This is a genomic window from Clostridium sp. AF35-15, assembly GCF_003477745.1.
In the GTDB taxonomy this organism is placed as follows: Bacteria; Bacillota; Clostridia; order Lachnospirales; family Lachnospiraceae; genus Otoolea; species Otoolea fessa.
The window spans coordinates 1-18,081 of the sequence record NZ_QUDY01000018.1; the positions used below are offsets into that span (position 1 = coordinate 1).

Consider the following 18,081-nt stretch of genomic DNA (forward strand, 5'->3'; position numbering starts at 1 on the left):
GACTTGTTAGTTCAATTAGCAAACGGAAGAATCCAGGCTTGTATTGTGGATACCTACTGTCCACCGGAAGAATATGAATGTCACGAATTATTCGAGTCTGAAACCATCTGCATCTGCGCTCCCACTCATCCGCTGGCCGGAAAAACCGTAGATTTTAAAGAATTAAATCCCTATCGGTTGATTTTCAGAGAAGAAGGTTCAAAATCCTATCTCAATCTGCGTTCTATTCTTCACGGTTACAATCAGGACATACATAATTTCGCCTCTTTTGTAGAAGTCGGAACCATCAATACCGTTCATAATCTTGTCATTGAAAATGTTGGTCTCTCATTTGTATACAAGTTTGTCGTACAGAAAAAACTGGATCGCGGTGTTATGAGCCAAATTTTTATTAACGATTTTAAAAGCAAAACCTTTATTAACTATGTATGGATGAAGAACAGCTTTTTCACTGAAAAAAACAGGGAATTCCTGGATATATGCAAACATTATCTTTCCAGTCTGGGAGATCTGAATTTATAAGAAGGAATGTGCCATGGCACATAGAACGAGGTTTCCTATGGCAGAAAACAGCCGCTCCGCAATCTTATTGATCGCGAAGCGGCTGTCGACACTTATGTTTTTGATAGTGGGTCTACGCAGATGCCAGCAGTCTTGATAAGAATGCCTTGGTCCGTTTATGCTGCGGGGCGGTAAAGATCTGCTCTGGCTTTCCTTCCCCAACCACATAGCCGTCTGCCATAAAGAGCACCCGGTCAGAAACATCACGGGCAAAGCCCATCTCATGGGTGACAATGACCATCGTCATTCCCGATTTTGCCAGCTCCTTCATGACGTTTAAAACCTCTCCGACCAGCTCTGGATCGAGTGCGGAGGTTGGTTCGTCAAAGAGGAGCGCTTTTGGCTGCATCTGTCCGCCGGAGAGAGTGACGGGCTTTACATTTCCTCCTCTTTTTCAGCTGTGCCCGCGGTAAGCCGGCACGTGATCAGTTGCCATATAAATAAAAACAAGGACGCATCCATCGTAAAAGAGATGCGCCCTTGCAATTATTTTCTGTTATGTTTATTCTGCTTTTCCTGAATTGATGCCAATTATACGTGCGGTTTTTCGATATGTCAACTGAAAAATCTGCCATTTGTGTTATATATTAAAAATTTTGTGTGATTTATATTAAAAAACGATATTGAAAGTGATTTGTTGGAAAAATTAAACAGAATGCGGTGATATATAAAAAAATATTCAGCGTATGATAAATATCTGATTTCGTACAAACACGACAATGAAAAAAGTGTAAAGTCAATTGAATTTATAGGATAAAATTCATATTTATGAAATAGCCGTGGCATGGAAACTTTGGAAAAACGCATTCCCCACCAGCGATAAACTCCGTTCCTTCCGTTTGACCAGACAGATACTTGAGTGGATCTGGGGCTGGGTGATGATCCGGCGGATCAGGGCGGGATCGGAATTTAAACAGAGGGCAGATTCAGGCGCGAGCGCGATGCCCAGCCCTTCGGACGCCCATAAAAGGGCGGTTCTGGCATCGTCGGCAATGCAGACGATGTTCGGTTCCAGCGCCTGTTCCTCAAAATATCCCAGAATCAGCGGCTGCCAGCGGCGGTAAAGGATGAGCGGCGCGCGGGTGAGGGCGGAGAGGGGAAGAGATGTGGGCGTATGGCTTTTTTGTGGTTCGGAAGCGTCGGATGCAGGCATAGGGTGGGAACTTTGAATCACAGAACCAGTATCGGATGGAGGAATGTCGGTCAGAAGGGCATTCGGGCATTCCTGGTAATGGCTCCAGATCATTTCGCGCCCGATCGCCAGAAATGCCTCCGGCGGCAGTGTCTGCATCTCCAGCCCGGCTTTGGCAAATGGCGTCCGGATCACGGCGAGGTCGATCTGGTTGGAGTGAAGCAGATCGAGCAGGTGGTAGGAATTGGACTCATGGAGTTCAAACAGGGCTTTGGGATAGGATCGCCGGAATGGGGCAAGATAATGCCGGGTCACAAATTCGACGGCGGAGGAGATGATGCCAAGGCGCACAACGCCCTGAATCTCCTGTTTCTGTGCAGTCAGCTCCGTGCGGGCAGTCTGGCTCAGATCGAGGATCGCAAGCGCCCGGTCATAGAACGTCTTTCCGGCAGGTGTCAGGCGGATGTGGCGGGAACCGCGCTCAAACAGCGTCACGCCCAGTTCCGCCTCCAGAAGCTTCATCTGGTGGCTGAGCGGCGGTTGTGAGATATTCAGTTTTTTGGCTGCCTGGGAAATATTTCCCTCGTTGACGATGGTGGTGAAGTAGGATAACTGGCGAAGTTCCATAAATGCTCCTTCCTGTTCGGATTCGTTGGAAAACTGTGTATATGGCAGATATATTATATAACAAAATCCGATAGAATAACAGGCAAACTATATTTTTTCGATATACATTCTATATTCGAATGGTATTTTTCAGGCTCCTTGAATTCTGGTATGATACATAAGCAGGTATATACTGGAAATTCCAGAGAAATAAAAGTGTAGCAATAATACGGAAGGGAGTGGGCAGAAATGAAAGAACTGCTGGATATGTTTCTGACGTTTGCCAGAATCGGAGGGTTTACCTTCGGCGGCGGATATGCGATGCTGCCGATGCTGCAGAAAGAGGTAGTCAATGGACGCCATTGGGCGACGGATGAAGAATTGATGGATTACTACGCGATTGGTCAGTGTACACCGGGTATCATCGCGGTCAACACGGCGACGTTTGTCGGTTATAAAAATCGGGGGATTCCGGGGGCAATTGCGGCGACACTGGGAGTCATTGCACCGTCGCTTGTCATCATTATGATTATCGCGGCGTTTATCTCGAACTTTATTGAACTTAGCTTTGTGAGCAGCGCCTTTGCAGGCATCCGCGCCTGCGTCTGTGTGCTGATCGGCAGTGCGGTTGTCAAGCTGGCAAAGAAATCGCTGGTTGATAAAGGCGCGATCGCGATTGCGGCGGTTGTGTTTGTACTGTCACTGTTTACATCGGTTTCTCCGGCGCTTCTTGTTGTCGTGGCGGGTGTGATCGGGATTGTACTGAAGGGCGGAAAGGGGGAGAAGAAATGATGCTGATACTTGAATTATGCTTCCGCTTCTTCTGCTGCGGACTGTTTGCGGTCGGCGGCGGTCTGGCGACCCTCCCGTTCCTTTACAATATTTCCAAGGAGACAGGCTGGTATACCTTTAGTGACATTTCCAACATGATTGCTGTCTCCGAGTCCACACCGGGACCGATGGGCGTCAACATGGCGACCTACGTCGGCTTCCATATCAAGGGGATTCTCGGCGGCCTGGCGGCACCGCTTTCGCTGGTGCTTCCGTCCGTGATTATCATCATAATCATCTCGAAGATTCTCGATAGGTTTAAAGCATCCGCGATCGTACAGAATGCCCTCTATGGACTTCGCGCGGCATCCACCGCCCTGATTGCGGCAGCCGGTATCGGCGTGGCAAAGATAGCGTTCCTCCATGTCGGCGAGGATGGCAGCCTGGTGCTTTCCAAGCTGTTTTCCATCATCAACTGGAAGGCGATCGTACTGGCGCTTGCGATCTGGTACGGCTTAGTCAAATGGAAAAAGCACCCGATCTTCTACATCGTGGCGGCGGCTGTGATTGGAATCGTGTTCCAGTTCCACTAGGGAAGATAGAAGAAAATAGAACCATTTCCAGAAGAGGTAGTGCAGTATCTGTATACTCTTTTGGGGTGGTTCTTTTTTTGTCATAGGAGGCTTCGACCTATGACAAAACGCTCTGCGGGATGCGTACTCACGCGAAGAAGAAACATGCCGCAAGCGGCCGCGCGAGAAGCCCGGATGTGTCAAGACACATGATTTGTTCATGGGACTTTCTTCATTTTACAGGAAATTGCGTCCTATAAAACAAAAAATACAAGAAAACGCGATCGTAAAGCGCAATAATAGTTAGAAACAGAACAAATAAAACAGAAATACACAACAATTACAAAAATATAATCAGATAAATAAAGAAAAATATGGAAAATAATTAGAAATAATGCTTGACAAAATGAAAATTATCTAGTAAAATAAAACCATCAAAAGAAACAGAGATAACCCCAACAAACGGTTACCATAGTTTCTAGGACGAAATAAGGAACAAGGAGGACGGTCCAATGGGATAGTTACTTACTAAAAAACATGATCATGGTTTTAAAAACCGAATTTATCAAATAAATAAAAAGATAAAAATCGGTATCGATGGAATCCATCATCATACAATCTCTAAAAGAGTTTACATAGATACATGTAATCAAAGGAGGAGATTCATATGAAAGGAAGAGGTCCATAGCACATTTAAAACAAAATATAAAAGAAAGAGAGGTTATATAGTGAAACTTCGGGATATTTCATAAAAGAGCTGTCTGATGACGAGAAAGTCGGACAGCTCTTTTTTTGTGCAATAGGAAATTCCTTGGAATTCCCCATTACACAAAAAGGCACATTCTTTGTTTTGTTTACAAAAAATCGAAGCAAGCGCAGCAGAAAGGTTGACGAATGAAGTCAAAAAGGATATTCTGGAGAATGAAAATTATATACATTACAAAATGAAGGGAATTGTTGGAGGTATCTATTTAAAATGAATGAAAACAACATGGTCATTAAAGACGCCAGAACATTGGGTCTGCCGAAGATGCTGCTTTTAGGTTTGCAGCATATGTTCGCGATGTTCGGCGCAACGATCCTGGTGCCGATTCTGGTCAATACCTATTTTGAGGGAGAGGGACTTTCGATTCAGGTAACGCTGATGTGTGCGGGTCTGGGAACACTGTTTTTCCATGCCTGCTCTAAGTTAAAAGTCCCGGCATTCCTTGGTTCCTCATTCGCATTCCTCGGTGGATTTGCGACGGTGGCAAATTTGGACAGCGGTATTTTTGCAGATATGACGATGGGCGAGAAATTGCCATATGCCTGCGGTGGTATCGTGGTAGCTGGTGCGCTGTACCTGATTCTGGCGCTGATCATCAAGCTGGCAGGCGTGGAGCGTGTCATGCACTATCTGCCGCCGGTTGTGACAGGTCCGATCATCATATGTATCGGTCTTTCGCTGGCGCCGTCCGCAATTGCCAACGCATCGACAAACTGGCTGATTGCGTTGATTGCGCTGGGAACCATCATCATTTTTAATATCTGGGGCAAGGGAATGTTCAAGATCATTCCGATTCTGATGGGCGTTGTGATCTCCTATGCAGCGGCGGCAGTTTTCCAGATGATGGGAATGACAAACCCGGACGGAAGTGCGATCCTGAATTTCTCAGAGGTAGCGACGGCTTCCTGGGTCGGACTTCCTCCGTTCCAGCTGTGCAAATTTGACCCGACGGCGGTCATGGTAATGGCGCCGATCGCGCTTGCGACGATGATGGAACATATCGGCGATATGTCGGCGATCTCCGCGACGGTCGGAGAAAATTTCCTTGCGGATCCGGGACTGCACCGGACGCTGGTCGGCGATGGTATCGCAACATCTCTGTCGGCACTCGTTGGCGGTCCTGCCAATACGACTTACGGTGAAAATACGGGCGTTCTGGAATTAAGCCGTGTTCATGACCCGCGTGTCATCCGGATTGCAGCTGTCTTTGCTGTGATTCTGAGCTTTATTCCGAAGATGGCAGACGTCATCGGTTCGATGCCGTCTGCTATCATCGGCGGCGTTAGTTTCATGCTATACGGTATGATCTCCGCGATCGGTGTCCGCAACGTGGTCGAAAACCAGGTGGATTTAACCAAATCCCGGAATCTGGTAATCGCTGCGGTGATTCTGGTCTGCGGGCTGGGATTCTCCGACGGTCTGACCTTTGAGGCGGCAGGAACTTCGGTTACTCTGACAGGTCTTGCGATCGCAGCGATTGCGGGCGTTCTGCTCAACGTGATTCTTCCGGGTAATGATTACCAGTTCGGCAAGAATTTACAGGGCGACATCAACCGCGGTGTGGCGATCAATCCGAATCCGAAGAAACGGCAGGAATAAAAAATATAAAAATTTTCAGTCCTAAAATTGGGACGAACCATTTCAGATGTATAATCCGCCTGCATTTCCACATACTACCCATAAGACACACGATATGGCAAACGTGGTATGCAGGAGGAAGAATCATGAAAGCTACAGGAATTGTGAGAAGAATCGATGATCTGGGTCGCGTTGTCATCCCGAAAGAGATACGCCGGACGCTGCGCCTTCGGGAAGGGACGCCGCTTGAGATATTCACGGACCGCGAGGGCGAGATTATATTGAAAAAATATTCACCGATGGTGGAGCTGGCGGCATTTGCCGTGCAGTACGCGGAGGCGATGGCGCAGTCCACGGGGCTGATGGTCTGCATCGCGGACCGGGATCAGATCATCGCGGTATCCGGGGGACCAAAGAAGGAATATTACCAGAAGACGATCAGCCGGGCGCTGGAGCTGGCAGTCTCCGAACGTCAGAATATCTGTGCGGCGCGGGGAGAAAAAGCATTTATCCCGATTACCTCGGATGAGGTGGAGGAGAGCAGCGCCGAGGTGATTGTGCCGATTTTGAGCGAGGGAGATGCGATCGGGGCGGTGATTCTCCTCAGCCGGGAGGCAAAGCAGGCGCTTGGAGGGGCGGAGATGAAGCTGGCAGCGACGGCAGCCGGATTCCTGGGACGTCAGATGGAAGGATAAAAAAGATAAATGAGATAAATCTGCCTGGAAACAGGCGGTGAGAGAAAAAAGAAGACGGGATCGATGGAAAACGTAAAGAGAGATAAAACTCCTGGGCGGTTGTCCATCGATCCTGTTTTTGATAGTCCTGTATTTGATAAAAACTGGTATTTGATATAACAGATATATCGAAAAGCAGACGAAAGCGCAAGGAAGTTCACAGATACTCCATGATTTTTCACAGAAAAAACACAGCAAGGCGCACGACAAACGCATGAGTAAATAAATTGTGAACACGCCCCCTTTTTTGTTAAAATTAAGAAAGAGAGGTTATATAGTGAAACTTCGAGAGATTTCATAAAAGAGCTGTCTGATGACGAGAAAGTCGGACAGCTCTTCTTTATGCCTCAATGCGTTTATGTGTGCAGAGGAAAGGGTTCTGCTGTTATTTTTTTGCTTTGACACGGTCTCCGCGCTCTGGAAGCAGAAAGATACAGATTAAAGAACTGATAAACAGCATGCTTGGATAGAACAGAAGCGGCATGACCTCAAAGGCAGACAGTTCATAGCCCAGCTCATGAACCGCCGATAATGCTACCAGCATCTGAGCACCGTAAGGCAGGATTCCCTGGGAGATACAGGAAAAGGTATCCAGAAGGGAGGCTGTCTTTCTGGCACTGATGCCATAATCTTCAGAAATTTCCTTTGCAATAGGGTTGGCCATAACGATAGCTACTGTGTTATTGGCAGTTGCGATATCCAGCAGGGTAACTAAAAGGCCGACACCAAACTGACCACCGCGTTTTCCACGGAAAATGCGATGAATAACGTTAAGAAGAACGTCGAAGCCACCGTTTTCACGGATCAGTGCACACATAGCTGCAACTAAGATGGCAACCATACTGGTCTCAAACATGCCGGAAGTGCCGGAACCCATGTTGGTAAGCATTTCCCAGGGAGTAGTCTGGCCGGAGCCCAGCATAATGATGGCACCGGATACGATTCCGACTAACAGAACGACAAATACCTGAATACCGGCAATGCCGCCTGCTAATACCAGAAGATAGGGGATCAGCTGAATCAGGTTGTATGGTTTTATGATGGCAGCTCCCGGATCCTGATGGAAGGAAACGACCAGGATAAGTGCCAGGGAAGCGATGGCAGCCGGAAGTGCGATGCCGAAGTTCTCACGGAATTTATCCTTCATAGCACATCCCTGACCGTTGCAGGCTGCGATGGTTGTATCGGAGATGAAAGAGAGATTATCTCCAAACATGGCACCGCCGATGACAGATGCGACGCAAAGGGCCAGAGAGAAACCAGAGGTCTCAGATACGGCAGTGGCAATCGGAACGATCAGGGTGATGGTTCCAACGGAGGTTCCCATGGAGGTAGAGACAAAGCACGCTACCACAAAGAGAACAGCAACGGAAAAACGGGCCGGGATAAGAGACAGCATCAGATAAGCAACGCTTTCAGCACTGCTTCGTCCTACGACACCGACAAAGGTTCCGGCTGTCAGGAAGATGAGAAGCATGGTGATGATGTTCTTATCTCCGATGCCTTGCCCCATCAGCTCCAGTTTCCGGTCAAAGGAAAGAGAACGGTTCTGGAAACAGGCCGTCAGGATCGCAAGCATAAATGCGACAACAATCGGAATGTTGTAAAAGCCCATCGGGATCTTCATGATATATTCTGACCAGATTCCTAGCCCCAGATAAAAGATCAGAAATACAGCGATAGGCAGAAGGGAAGATAGTTTTTGCTTTTTCATAATAATTTTCAGCCTTTCTATATGTTTGCCGTAATAGGCCGGATATACATTATTTGATCTTACCATAAGAATGGGATTCAGGCAAGTAAAGAAGACAGTGTAACTGTAATGAAAAGGTTGGCGAAAGCCTGTAAAAACGATATTCTGAAAGATGGAGAAAAGCATGCAAAAACGATAGAAAATATGATCGGAAATGAGATAAAAGCACAAGGGATTTCACAGATACTACACGGGTTTTCACCAAAAAATCACAGTGTGAAGTGCTTGCGTGTGCTTCACACTGTGATTTTGGCGATGCTTCGCATTTAAAATCGGAAAAATCTGCAGCCTAAACGGCATCGTACGGAATTTTCAGTTTAGAAAATTTCTATTTGCGAGTCGTAACGATTGTCGGTTCGGAATGTGAGGAAAAGTGCAAAAAACCTTGACAAAGCAAGGAGAAATGTATATAAATGTAAAGTAAGATTTGCGGGCATGTACGAAGAAAACTAAGAGGATTCATGTGCAAAGATATAAGCTAGGAGGAATATACGATGAACAAGACAGAATTAATCGCAGTTGTAGCTGAGAAAGCAGAGCTTTCCAAGAAAGACGCAGAGAAGGCAATCAAGGCTTTCACAGATGCAGTATCCGAGGAACTGGTTAAGGGCGGAAAGATTCAGCTGGTTGGCTTTGGTACTTTTGAGGTAGCTGAGAGAGCAGCTAGAGAGGGAAGAAACCCGAAGACCGGCGAGACCATGCCGATCGCAGCTTCCAAGACTCCGAAGTTCAAAGCTGGTAAAGCATTAAAGGATATGGTAAACGCATAATTATCTCAGACATATATGTGTGACAGACAGCCCTTCGTGATAAAATATCATGGAGGGCTTTAGTATTATAGGAGCGAAGGGATTCCGCCAGGATGAAAGTGCCCTGCAAGGGGCTATGGAAAGGAAAAATATGAGGCTAGATAAGTATTTGAAAGTGTCCCGCATCATCAAGAGAAGAACCGTAGCCAATGAAGCGTGTGACAGCGGACGAGTGATGCTGAATGATAAAGTGGCAAGAGCCAGCGCGGAGGTCAAGGTTGGGGATGTGATTGAAATTGCTTTCGGCAATAAATCGGTGAAGGTCCGCGTTACAAGCGTACAGGAGACCATCCGCAAGGAAGATGCCAAAGAAATGTTTGAATACCTGTAAAAATCCAAGAGACGTCAGTAAAAGGCGCGGAGGACGAAATGCCAAGAAATATAGAGCGGGATGAAAAAGAGGCGATGCGCCGGAAAGAACAGCTGATGGAAGCTGGATTCAGGCTGTTTTCGCAATATGGGATCGAGAATGTCAGTTTACAGAGGGTGGCGGACGCTGCGGAAGTGGGCGTTGCGACCCTATATAACTATTATCAGACGAAGGTCAAGCTTGTGATAGCGATCAGCGGAAAAATCTGGGGCGATCTCTGGAAGGAGATTCTGGAAGAAAAGGGACCGGAGATATTTGAATCATTCACGGCGTATCAGTACATTGAGTTTTATACGGACCAGATCATCCGGATTTACCGGGAACGCCCGGAAATACTCCGGTTCAGTAATAACTATAAAAACTCTATCTCCCGGGAGAAAGTCAAGGGGGAAGCGCTGGCTGAACATCTGGATGTTTTGAAGCCGGCAGGAGCGCTGTATCATAAGTTCTATGAGCAGGCGAGGAGCGATAAAAGCATCCGGACCGATATCCCGGAGCAGCAGTTATTTACAAGCGTTGCGATTGCGATGCTGGCGGTGGCTGAGCGCTATGCACAGGGAATTGTGTGGGCGGACGATCACAAGGAAGACCACACGCAGGAACTGGAATTTTTAAAAGGAATGCTCCTGACATGGTGCAGAACCCCGGAGAACCTGGGAAAACAATGATATAAAGAAGGGAAATAAAAAAAGAAGTCAAGAGAATGAGGTGCCCCCTCAAAGTTAGACTTTTACGAGACGACTTCGGTCGTCTCGTTTTTCTTTATGCGCTTAAAAGAACAGATTCTGTCTTGAATTTGTGAGAGTTGATTATTATAATATAAATATAGTGACGACTCATTTGTGTATACACACTTTATGACGGATAATCAACATTTCGAGAATGAGAGGAAAAAGCGTATGAGAAGGAGAAAAAGAAGAATCCTGGCAGCAGGAATGGTGGTAGTGATAACGTGCAGTTCATATGGCTCTGTGCCTAGAGTTTATGCGAACACGAATTTTTATCAGATCAGGGAGATCGAGAGTTTATCGGAACAGGTTCTGTATCAGAAAGTTCCCTATGGCACCCGGTATCAGGATCTGGAGATGCCGGACAGCATAGACGTTTTTGTCAGCGGGGGGGGGGGCAAACCGAAGATGTGCCTGACGCAGGGAGCGATGAGAATGTAGCAGCGTTTGCCAACCGCACAAATGATGATGCCGTGCTGGAAAAGACGGACAGTGAAGAGAATGGAGAAAAAGAAGATACCGAAGGAAAAGATACCGAAGGAAAAGATGCCGGAGAGAATAGCAAAGACAAAAGCGAAGGTGGAGAGGGCTTAGAGAAAGCGGAATCCGGTTCAGGTGAACAGGGAGATTCTGGGAAAGATGGAAATTCGGCGGAAAATGGGGACTCTCAGGATGAAAATGCAAATCCGGGGAACGGTGAATCCGATGAGAAAGACGATTCCGGTAAGACAGATTCCGGTTCTTCGGGTGGAAATGCCGATTTGAATGAAGATGCCGATTCTTCGAATGGAAAAACGGATGAATCGAAGGAAGATGTCAAGACGGATGAGAAAACCGAGGAAGAGATTGACGAAAAGGAAGGTTTCTGGCGAAAAGTAAGGGTGCGCTGGGTTCTGGATGAAGAAGAGAGCCAGGCATCCCGTTATGATGGGGAAAATCCGGGCATCTACCTGTTCCGTGCAGAGCTGAAAAGCAGCAATTATGAGGTAGATGAGGACGAACTTCCGGTGATCCAGATCACGGTCCTGGAAGAAGAGCAGGTGAAAACAACGCTGGAATTTGTACCGTTGGAAGAATCGATCACCGATCAGATTCTCCCGCTTGGAAGCAAAGAATCCGATATCCAGTTCCCGGAGACTCTTACCGTGCGTGAGACGATGGGAGAAGAAACCACCGAGCGGACTTTGTCGGGTATCACGTGGAAACTGGATGCAGAAAACAGCGACTATTCTGAATTTCGGGGCGGACTGGCACCGGAGGACTATTTTGACCGCTTCGATGAGGACGGTGAACCAGAAGAAACTGAAGAAAAGACCTGGGAGGGCTACGATAAAGCCAATGAAGAATACAATGGGGCGATCTATACCTATATTCCGGTGATTCCGGAAAGCGAAGAGATACCGGAAGACACTGCTTTGCCGGAGATCCATGTGCAGGTGGGAGACGCGGGGATTGCGTTGTATGCAGATGAAGGAATCACGGGAAAAGGTACGAAAGAGTATCCCTATGTGATTTGTAATGTAAAACAGTGGTTTACTGTTATGGGTAAAAACCAAAAGAATCAATATAATGGAAATCAATCCTCTGGTGTAAGTAAATATATTAGATTGGGGGCTGATATCGATCTAAGCGGTGAGTCGTGGGAGTCAAGAACACTAACGGCTGGTTTAGATGGTAATGGATATGAGCTGAGTGGAATTTCGCAGCCGTTGTTTAATGTTTTGGCGGGAACTGTTAAAAATTTGATTTTGTCCAATGTGACCATTACGGGAGATGGAAAGCATGTAGGAGCGATTGCGAGAACTGTAGGTGCTGATTCGCAGATTGAAAATTGTTATATCAGTGGCAGTCTTGCTACTACAGGAAATTGTGCCGCAGGTGGATTAATTGGACAGGTTCAGTCGGGGACGCTGGAAATTCAAAATTGTATTGTTAATGCAGAGATTGAAAACAAAGATAATAATAATAGGGAGTCTTTAGCTGGAGGCTTGGTTGGTTCGGTTAAAGTGAAAAATGGCACGCAGTTGAATATTATGAACTGTATTGCAATGGGAAGTGTTTCGACAAATTCAGGTCGCGGTGCAGGTGGATTAGTTGGTGGACAAGGAAAAACAGTTACAATTAATAAGAGCGCAGCATTGCAAGAAGAGATTTCCACAAACAGTTCGCAATACTATGTAGATAGAATTTTTGGCTATTTCGGTGATTATCAAGTTCATGTAGTTGGTGGACGAAATTTCGCCTATCAGGGTATGAGGGTTAAATGTGGTGAAACCCTTCTTGATAAAGAGAATGATAAAGATAGAAAATGGCCAGAGTTGCATCGTGGCGAGAGTGTTTTCAAACCAGACCTTTTAACAACCAATTTCTGGAAAAACACGATTGGCTGGGGAAGTGATGCGGAAAACTGGGAATTTGCCGCTAATCAGCTTCCGACGCTAAAGATGCAAAGAGATAATAAAGAAGTAATTATATTCTCCGGCGCAGACATACCAGAGTATCTTGAGGCAACCGAGACAAAAACAGGCTCAGTAAAGTCTGGAGAAACCGGAATCGCAGGCGCAGAGATTACTTTTAAGAAGGGCAGCAGCGAGAAAAAGGCGACAACAGGTTCAGATGGAACCTTTAGCATAGATCTTGCCAATGGAGACTATGACGTAACGATCAAAAAGACCGGATATATTACGGTTAGGACAACAGTTACGATTTCGGATGCCGATTTAGAAGCTCTTAATTTCACCATGGAAACAAACCCGGTTTCCATGCTTTCGGGACAAACTGTGACAGGAACTTTCCAGACAACCGATGCGGACACTGTCACGGCAGATGGAAAAATTGCGCTTACGTATACCAGAAATGAAGATTTACAGGCGGGGGATTTTAAACTTTCATCCGAGGAAGATGGAACGGAGTATGACGGAGTTACAATTCTTGGAGTGGACAATACAGAAAATGAAAGCGGTATAAAGATTCAATTTGCTAAATCGCTGAATCTTGGCAATACGAATAAAATAACCTTATATGTCCATTACAAGGGAAGTTCGATTGGTTCAATTGTGCTGAAAAAAAAGGTGAATCTTGTTCAGCTTGCGGCGCCTGCGGATGTCAAATGGGATGAGACAGTAAAAGGAAAGGCCGTCTGGAGTTCGGTTGCGTATGCATCGGGCTATAAAGTACAGCTCTATAAGGATGGTTCAGCACTGGGGGTTCCGGTTACACTTGGGGCGGGTGAAACCGGTTACGATTTTACCGCCCAGATTGCAGAGAGCGGAATCTATACGTTTGGAGTCCGGGCAACGGGAGATGGTTCAACCTATGGTGACAGCGAGGAGGCGACGAGTGGAACCTATGTATTTTCCGAGCAGACCTTAGAGAATGTCAAAACAGCGGCACAGGCAGCGCTGCAGGCGATGACGGTGACAAATGGGACAACAGCGGAAGAAATTTTGCAGGTTGTACAGAACGTTATCACAAATCAAAAAATTCATGCGGACTGGTCCGCTGAAGAAGGGTTCCATCTAACACCAGCAACGGATGGCAAAGAACCGGGACAAAACGGAAGTATCACGGGAATGATTGTTTTGAGCGATACCTCTGAGGGCGCGTCAACAGAAACAATCGAAATAAATCTTCCAATCGCGGCGAAGTATGCAATTACCTTTGCATCCGGACGCCAGGATTCACAGGGAGATGCGCCGACCCTGGGAAATGCCGCAGCCGGAACTGTGATTACGCTTCCGGAGAATACCTTTAAGGTATATGGCATGAATTTTAAAGGCTGGAGTGACGGAAGTACTACATATGCCAGCGGTGCAGATTATACAATGCCAAATAGAAATGTAGCATTTAAGGCGGTATGGGTGCAGGATCAGTGGGATGGAATAACGGCTGTGGAACCGACCAAAGACGAACATGGTTATTATCAAATTAGTACAGGGGCAGAGCTTGCGTATTTTAGAGATACGAAGATTTCAAACTGGAAAGCGAAACTGATGTGCGATATTGATATGGGCGGTCACGAGTTTACTTCGATTCCTAATGCCGGAGCTGAATTTGATGGATGCGGACATATGATTCGAGGCTTGAATGCGGTCGGCGAAGTTTATGTGGGATTGTTTCGAGCAATTTCTTCGAATTGTGAAATTAAGAATCTGACCATAGAAAATGCGGTGGTTAAAGCTTCCCGCGATGGGGCGAGAGTCGGCATCCTGGTTGGTGATGTATATGGTTCTCTGACGGTAGAAAATTGTTACGTCAGTGGAACAATCGAAACTGCAGATGGAACGAATAAGATTGAATCGGCAGGTGGTTTGATTGGAAATGTAAGGGGGAAGTATAATTATTCGGTAAATATTAAGTCCTGCTATGCAGATGCTGAAATCAAGGGAACCGCCAGCAGTGGCTTTGCAGGTGGTTTGGTCGGTTGGACCGGTGGAAGTACAACAATTGACAACAGCTATGCAGTTGTGGATATGGACATTGAAGCGGGAAATTCTATTGGTGGACTGGTAGGATGCGGAAATGACAGTAAAGTAAAGATCTCCCACAGCTACGCGGCAGGCGAAGCCCTGACAAAAAATCCCATTGGCGCATCCGTGGCAGGCATTTCCGCCAACGGTTCGATTTCCTCTTGTGTCAGCATTTTCCCGGAGATGCGATCGCTCAACCGGATTGGCGGAACAACGGGAAGCTGCCGGGATAACTACGGCTTTGCCGGCACAGTTGCGAGAAAATCAGATGGAACGATTTTGACCCCGGATCCAGATACGATGGGGGCAGACAAGCTATATGGAGCGGACGCAACGGCGGAAGACCTGAAAGATCCGGAATTTTATAAAAAGCTGGGCTGGAATTTTGATTCTACCTGGACGATGGATTCAACCGGCGAGTATGCTTTCCCGATTCTGAAAAACCAGACTTTACGTCCGGATCTGACGCTGGATCTGACACCTTCGGTTACCGGAATTACGCTGGATAAGACCAATGAGACGATTTACCCGAGAGGAAGCGTCCAGCTCACTGCGACCGTCGATGTGGCAAACGGAGCGTCCAGAGATGTGGAATGGAAAAGCAGTGATCCGGCAGTCAAGGTAGAGGACGGACGGGTAACTGCTGCGGATGTGGCAAAAGCGGGAACCTATACGATCACAGCCACCAGCGTGGCGGATCCTTCCAAGGAGGCAGTATGCAATCTGACAGTTGATACGGCGGAACACACCGTTACAGTAGAACGGGAGAATACGATAAACTCCCCGAATGCAGTCGTGAAAGCGTATGCATCCATGGATGATGCAAAAAAGGGAACAAATCCAATTTCTACGACAGGTAGTGAAACTAGTACATTTACATTTTCACAGAAAGCCGGAGAAAAAGTTTACCTTGCATTTACGGGTCTGGATCGGGATGATATCGTAAGCAAAGTAACAATTACCGATGCAAATGGTTCAAAGGTGGATGCGACTCTGTGCAATTTTGAAGATCCAACGGTATATTATTTTACAATGCCGTGCTCAAATGCTTCGGTGGAGGTTTCTTATGCAGTAAACTTAAATGCAACCCAGTATACCTGGTTCGTAGGACAGGAATGGGGTACCTGGGGAACGACGGCAGCCTTTGAAACCAAAGAGTGGAGTGGAGGGGATCATATTGGCTCTCTGGAAGTAACAAAGATTATCAATGGCAAGCTGTTTAAAGAATTTAATATAAAATCAATGTCGCTGTATAAGAAAGGTTCAGTTACACCGAACAAGGTAAATAGTAGAGCAGAACTTAAAAAGAACGGCGATTATTACATCGAAAAAGATAATACAACCGGTCTCCCGACTCTCTATGTATACTTAGATGGACCGGGCATGGTAGCTGTGGATATCGAGGTCCAGGATGATCTGAATGCAGTATTTTCAATTACGCAGAAGCCGGAAAGCAGTTCTTATTATACGCTGGACAAGCCTACGGCAAAAGCCGGGGAGCTGGTAACGGCGACCTTGACAGATGCAGGTGTTGAGCAGATGAAGGAGATGCAGAACAAGAATGCATGCCTTACATACAGCGGTGGTTTACTTATAGTTGTTTACCCGCCGAAATTTACCGAATCAGGCGGCAAATGGACCGCTTCCTTTAAGATGCCGGCGCAGGATGTTGAGACACATGTGTATTTTGGGGACAAAGATAAGGTTACACTGAATGGTACGGATAAAGAGGTTGATTACGATGGCACGCCGAAGTCTGTTGGGGATGGAATTCAGGCAACCATAGGCGAATATGATCTTTCGGAACAGTTTCAGGGTCAGTATGAGGTGCACTATGAAGGTGTGAACGGAACCGTTTATTCCAGCATGACACCGCCGATCAATGCGGGAACGTATTCCTGTAGGATTAAGATCCCGGACAGTAACGTAAATTATAAGAGTGATCCGATTACAGTGCGCCTGACGATCAAAAAAATAGCAACAAAGACCCCGAAAGCACCCCAGGCAGCAGCGTGGACAGACACCAGCGTGACCCTGAAAGCACCGTCTACATTTGTGGATGGAACCGCGATTCCGGCAGGATATGAACTGGAATACTGCGTGGATCAGGGAGAATGGCAGGATTCACCAGTATTTACCGGGCTGATGCCGGAAACGACTTACAATTTCTATGTGAGACTCAAAGAAGGTGTCAATACGACGGCATCCGCAGCCAGCGAGGCGGTAACGGTCCAGACAAAGAAAGCATCGTCTGACCCGTCCAATCCGACGAAACCCAACCCGTCGAACCCGAATCCATCGACCCCAGGCAATCCGCAGGGAACGACCACTTCCGGCCGCGACAGAAGTACCAGCACATGGGTAAAAGAGAGCACCGGATGGCGTTACCGCCTGTCAAATGGTACATATCTGTCCGGAAGCCTGGTTCTGGATCCGGTGACCGGCAGACAGGTTGAACAGGTTGTGTGGAAACAGCTCCGGGGCGCATGGTGGGCGTTTGGAGCCGATGGATATATCCGGACAGGCTGGGTCTATGATTACAGCGCAGGCAAATGGTACTATGTGGACGAAAACACAGGCATGCGGACGGGCTGGTATCTGGATCCGCAGGACGGCAGATGGTATTATCTGGATCCGGCAACGGGAGAGATGCTGACGGAGTGGCAGCTGATTCCGGATTTAGGCTATGTATACTTAAATCCGTATGCACCGCAGCCGACCTGGGCGTATGATGAAGCATTAAAAACCTGGGTTTACATGGAGGGCGCAGGACGTCCATACGGCTCCCTTTATATGGCTGAGTGGACACCGGACGGCTATTATGTAAATGCAGACGGTGTCTGGGAACCAGCCAGATAATCATTCATAAACCTGAAAACCTCCCAATATATTTAACAGTAGGCAGCTATAGGTTGGAAATATTGGGAGGTTTTTTGCATGGAAGAAAAATTGAATGCCAGACCTCACAAGCTGGAGCTTCTGAACCGGGAAAAGGGGAATGTGACGGGGATCCAGGATGTGGTGTCATTTGATGAGAACCAGATGATTCTCGATACAGACATGGGGCTTCTGACGGTGCGTGGGAAGGCGCTGCATGTGAGCCGTCTGACGCTGGAAAAGGGCGAAGTGGATATTGAGGGCGAGTTTGAGAGCTTTTCGTATTCTTCTAACGAGTCCCGCCGGAAATCGCAGGAGTCGTTCTTTGGACGGCTGTTCCGTTAGGCGGTGGCGG

General features: G+C 47.0%; 13 protein-coding genes and 1 pseudogene. 11 read left to right on the plus strand and 3 right to left on the minus strand.

The features are described 5' to 3' along the window. On the plus strand, positions 1-522 hold a 522-nt coding region (locus DWZ76_RS14610; protein ID WP_147353144.1), incomplete at its 5' end, for a LysR family transcriptional regulator substrate-binding protein. A 112-nt stretch (positions 523-634) separates the two neighbouring features. Here the strand turns inward: DWZ76_RS14610 and DWZ76_RS14615 are convergent. Both DWZ76_RS14615 and DWZ76_RS14620 read right to left on the minus strand, forming a co-directional pair. Then, positions 635-910 (minus strand): annotated as a pseudogene (locus DWZ76_RS14615) (peptide ABC transporter ATP-binding protein); the annotation flags it as partial. A gap of 417 nt (positions 911-1,327) precedes the next feature. Continuing rightward, positions 1,328-2,320: a LysR family transcriptional regulator gene (locus DWZ76_RS14620; protein ID WP_118473052.1), complete on the minus strand. Its 993-nt coding sequence runs from the start codon at positions 2,318-2,320 to the stop codon at positions 1,328-1,330. 228 nt (positions 2,321-2,548) lie between these two features. Here DWZ76_RS14620 and DWZ76_RS14625 point away from each other — a divergent pair, with 228 nt between their 5' ends. The 4 genes from DWZ76_RS14625 to spoVT all read left to right on the plus strand — a co-directional run bounded on the left by DWZ76_RS14625 (position 2,549) and on the right by spoVT (position 6,681). Beyond that, a complete protein-coding gene (locus DWZ76_RS14625) occupies positions 2,549-3,091 on the plus strand; it encodes a chromate transporter (RefSeq protein WP_118473053.1) in 543 nt (180 codons plus the stop codon). Then, a complete protein-coding gene (locus tag DWZ76_RS14630; RefSeq protein ID WP_243017871.1) occupies positions 3,088-3,663 on the plus strand; it encodes a chromate transporter in 576 nt (191 codons plus the stop codon). Before DWZ76_RS14625 ends, DWZ76_RS14630 begins: the two co-directional genes overlap by 4 nt. Before the next feature lie 955 nt (positions 3,664-4,618). Beyond that, on the plus strand, positions 4,619-6,007 hold the full coding sequence (locus DWZ76_RS14635; protein ID WP_118473054.1) for a uracil-xanthine permease family protein: 1,389 nt from the start codon (positions 4,619-4,621) through the stop codon (positions 6,005-6,007). Positions 6,008-6,132: 125 nt separating this feature from the next. After that, positions 6,133-6,681 (plus strand): stage V sporulation protein T, encoded by a 549-nt coding sequence (gene spoVT, locus DWZ76_RS14640; protein ID WP_107001695.1) that lies wholly within the window; start codon positions 6,133-6,135, stop codon positions 6,679-6,681. Between the two features lie 424 nt (positions 6,682-7,105). Here the strand turns inward: spoVT and DWZ76_RS14645 are convergent, their stop codons facing one another. Beyond that, entirely contained in the window at positions 7,106-8,599 is a 1,494-nt protein-coding gene (locus tag DWZ76_RS14645) for a Na+/H+ antiporter NhaC family protein (RefSeq protein ID WP_118473068.1), read from the minus strand. Positions 8,600-8,967: 368 nt separating this feature from the next. Here DWZ76_RS14645 and DWZ76_RS14650 point away from each other — a divergent pair, with 368 nt between their 5' ends. From DWZ76_RS14650 to yabP, 6 genes are all read left to right on the plus strand, one after another. Beyond that, positions 8,968-9,243 (plus strand): HU family DNA-binding protein, encoded by a 276-nt coding sequence (locus tag DWZ76_RS14650; protein WP_022360642.1) that lies wholly within the window; start codon positions 8,968-8,970, stop codon positions 9,241-9,243. Positions 9,244-9,373: 130 nt separating this feature from the next. Continuing rightward, positions 9,374-9,613 (plus strand): RNA-binding S4 domain-containing protein, encoded by a 240-nt coding sequence (locus tag DWZ76_RS14655; RefSeq protein ID WP_022360641.1) that lies wholly within the window; start codon positions 9,374-9,376, stop codon positions 9,611-9,613. Positions 9,614-9,651: 38 nt separating this feature from the next. Beyond that, the gene (locus DWZ76_RS14660; RefSeq protein ID WP_118473055.1) at positions 9,652-10,320 is read left to right on the plus strand and encodes a TetR/AcrR family transcriptional regulator; all 669 of its coding nucleotides are present in this window, start codon (positions 9,652-9,654) and stop codon (positions 10,318-10,320) included. Between the two features lie 231 nt (positions 10,321-10,551). Then, on the plus strand, positions 10,552-10,821 hold the full coding sequence (locus tag DWZ76_RS14665; protein WP_022360639.1) for a hypothetical protein: 270 nt from the start codon (positions 10,552-10,554) through the stop codon (positions 10,819-10,821). Continuing rightward, complete coding sequence (locus tag DWZ76_RS14670; protein ID WP_118473056.1) at positions 10,791-17,708, plus strand: ZmpA/ZmpB/ZmpC family metallo-endopeptidase-related protein; 6,918 nt, start codon at positions 10,791-10,793, stop codon at positions 17,706-17,708. Before DWZ76_RS14665 ends, DWZ76_RS14670 begins: the two co-directional genes overlap by 31 nt. A 78-nt stretch (positions 17,709-17,786) precedes the next feature. Next, positions 17,787-18,071, plus strand: a complete 285-nt coding sequence (gene yabP, locus DWZ76_RS14675) for a sporulation protein YabP (RefSeq protein ID WP_118473057.1) — start codon at positions 17,787-17,789, stop codon at positions 18,069-18,071. Positions 18,072-18,081: the final 10 nt, after the last annotated feature.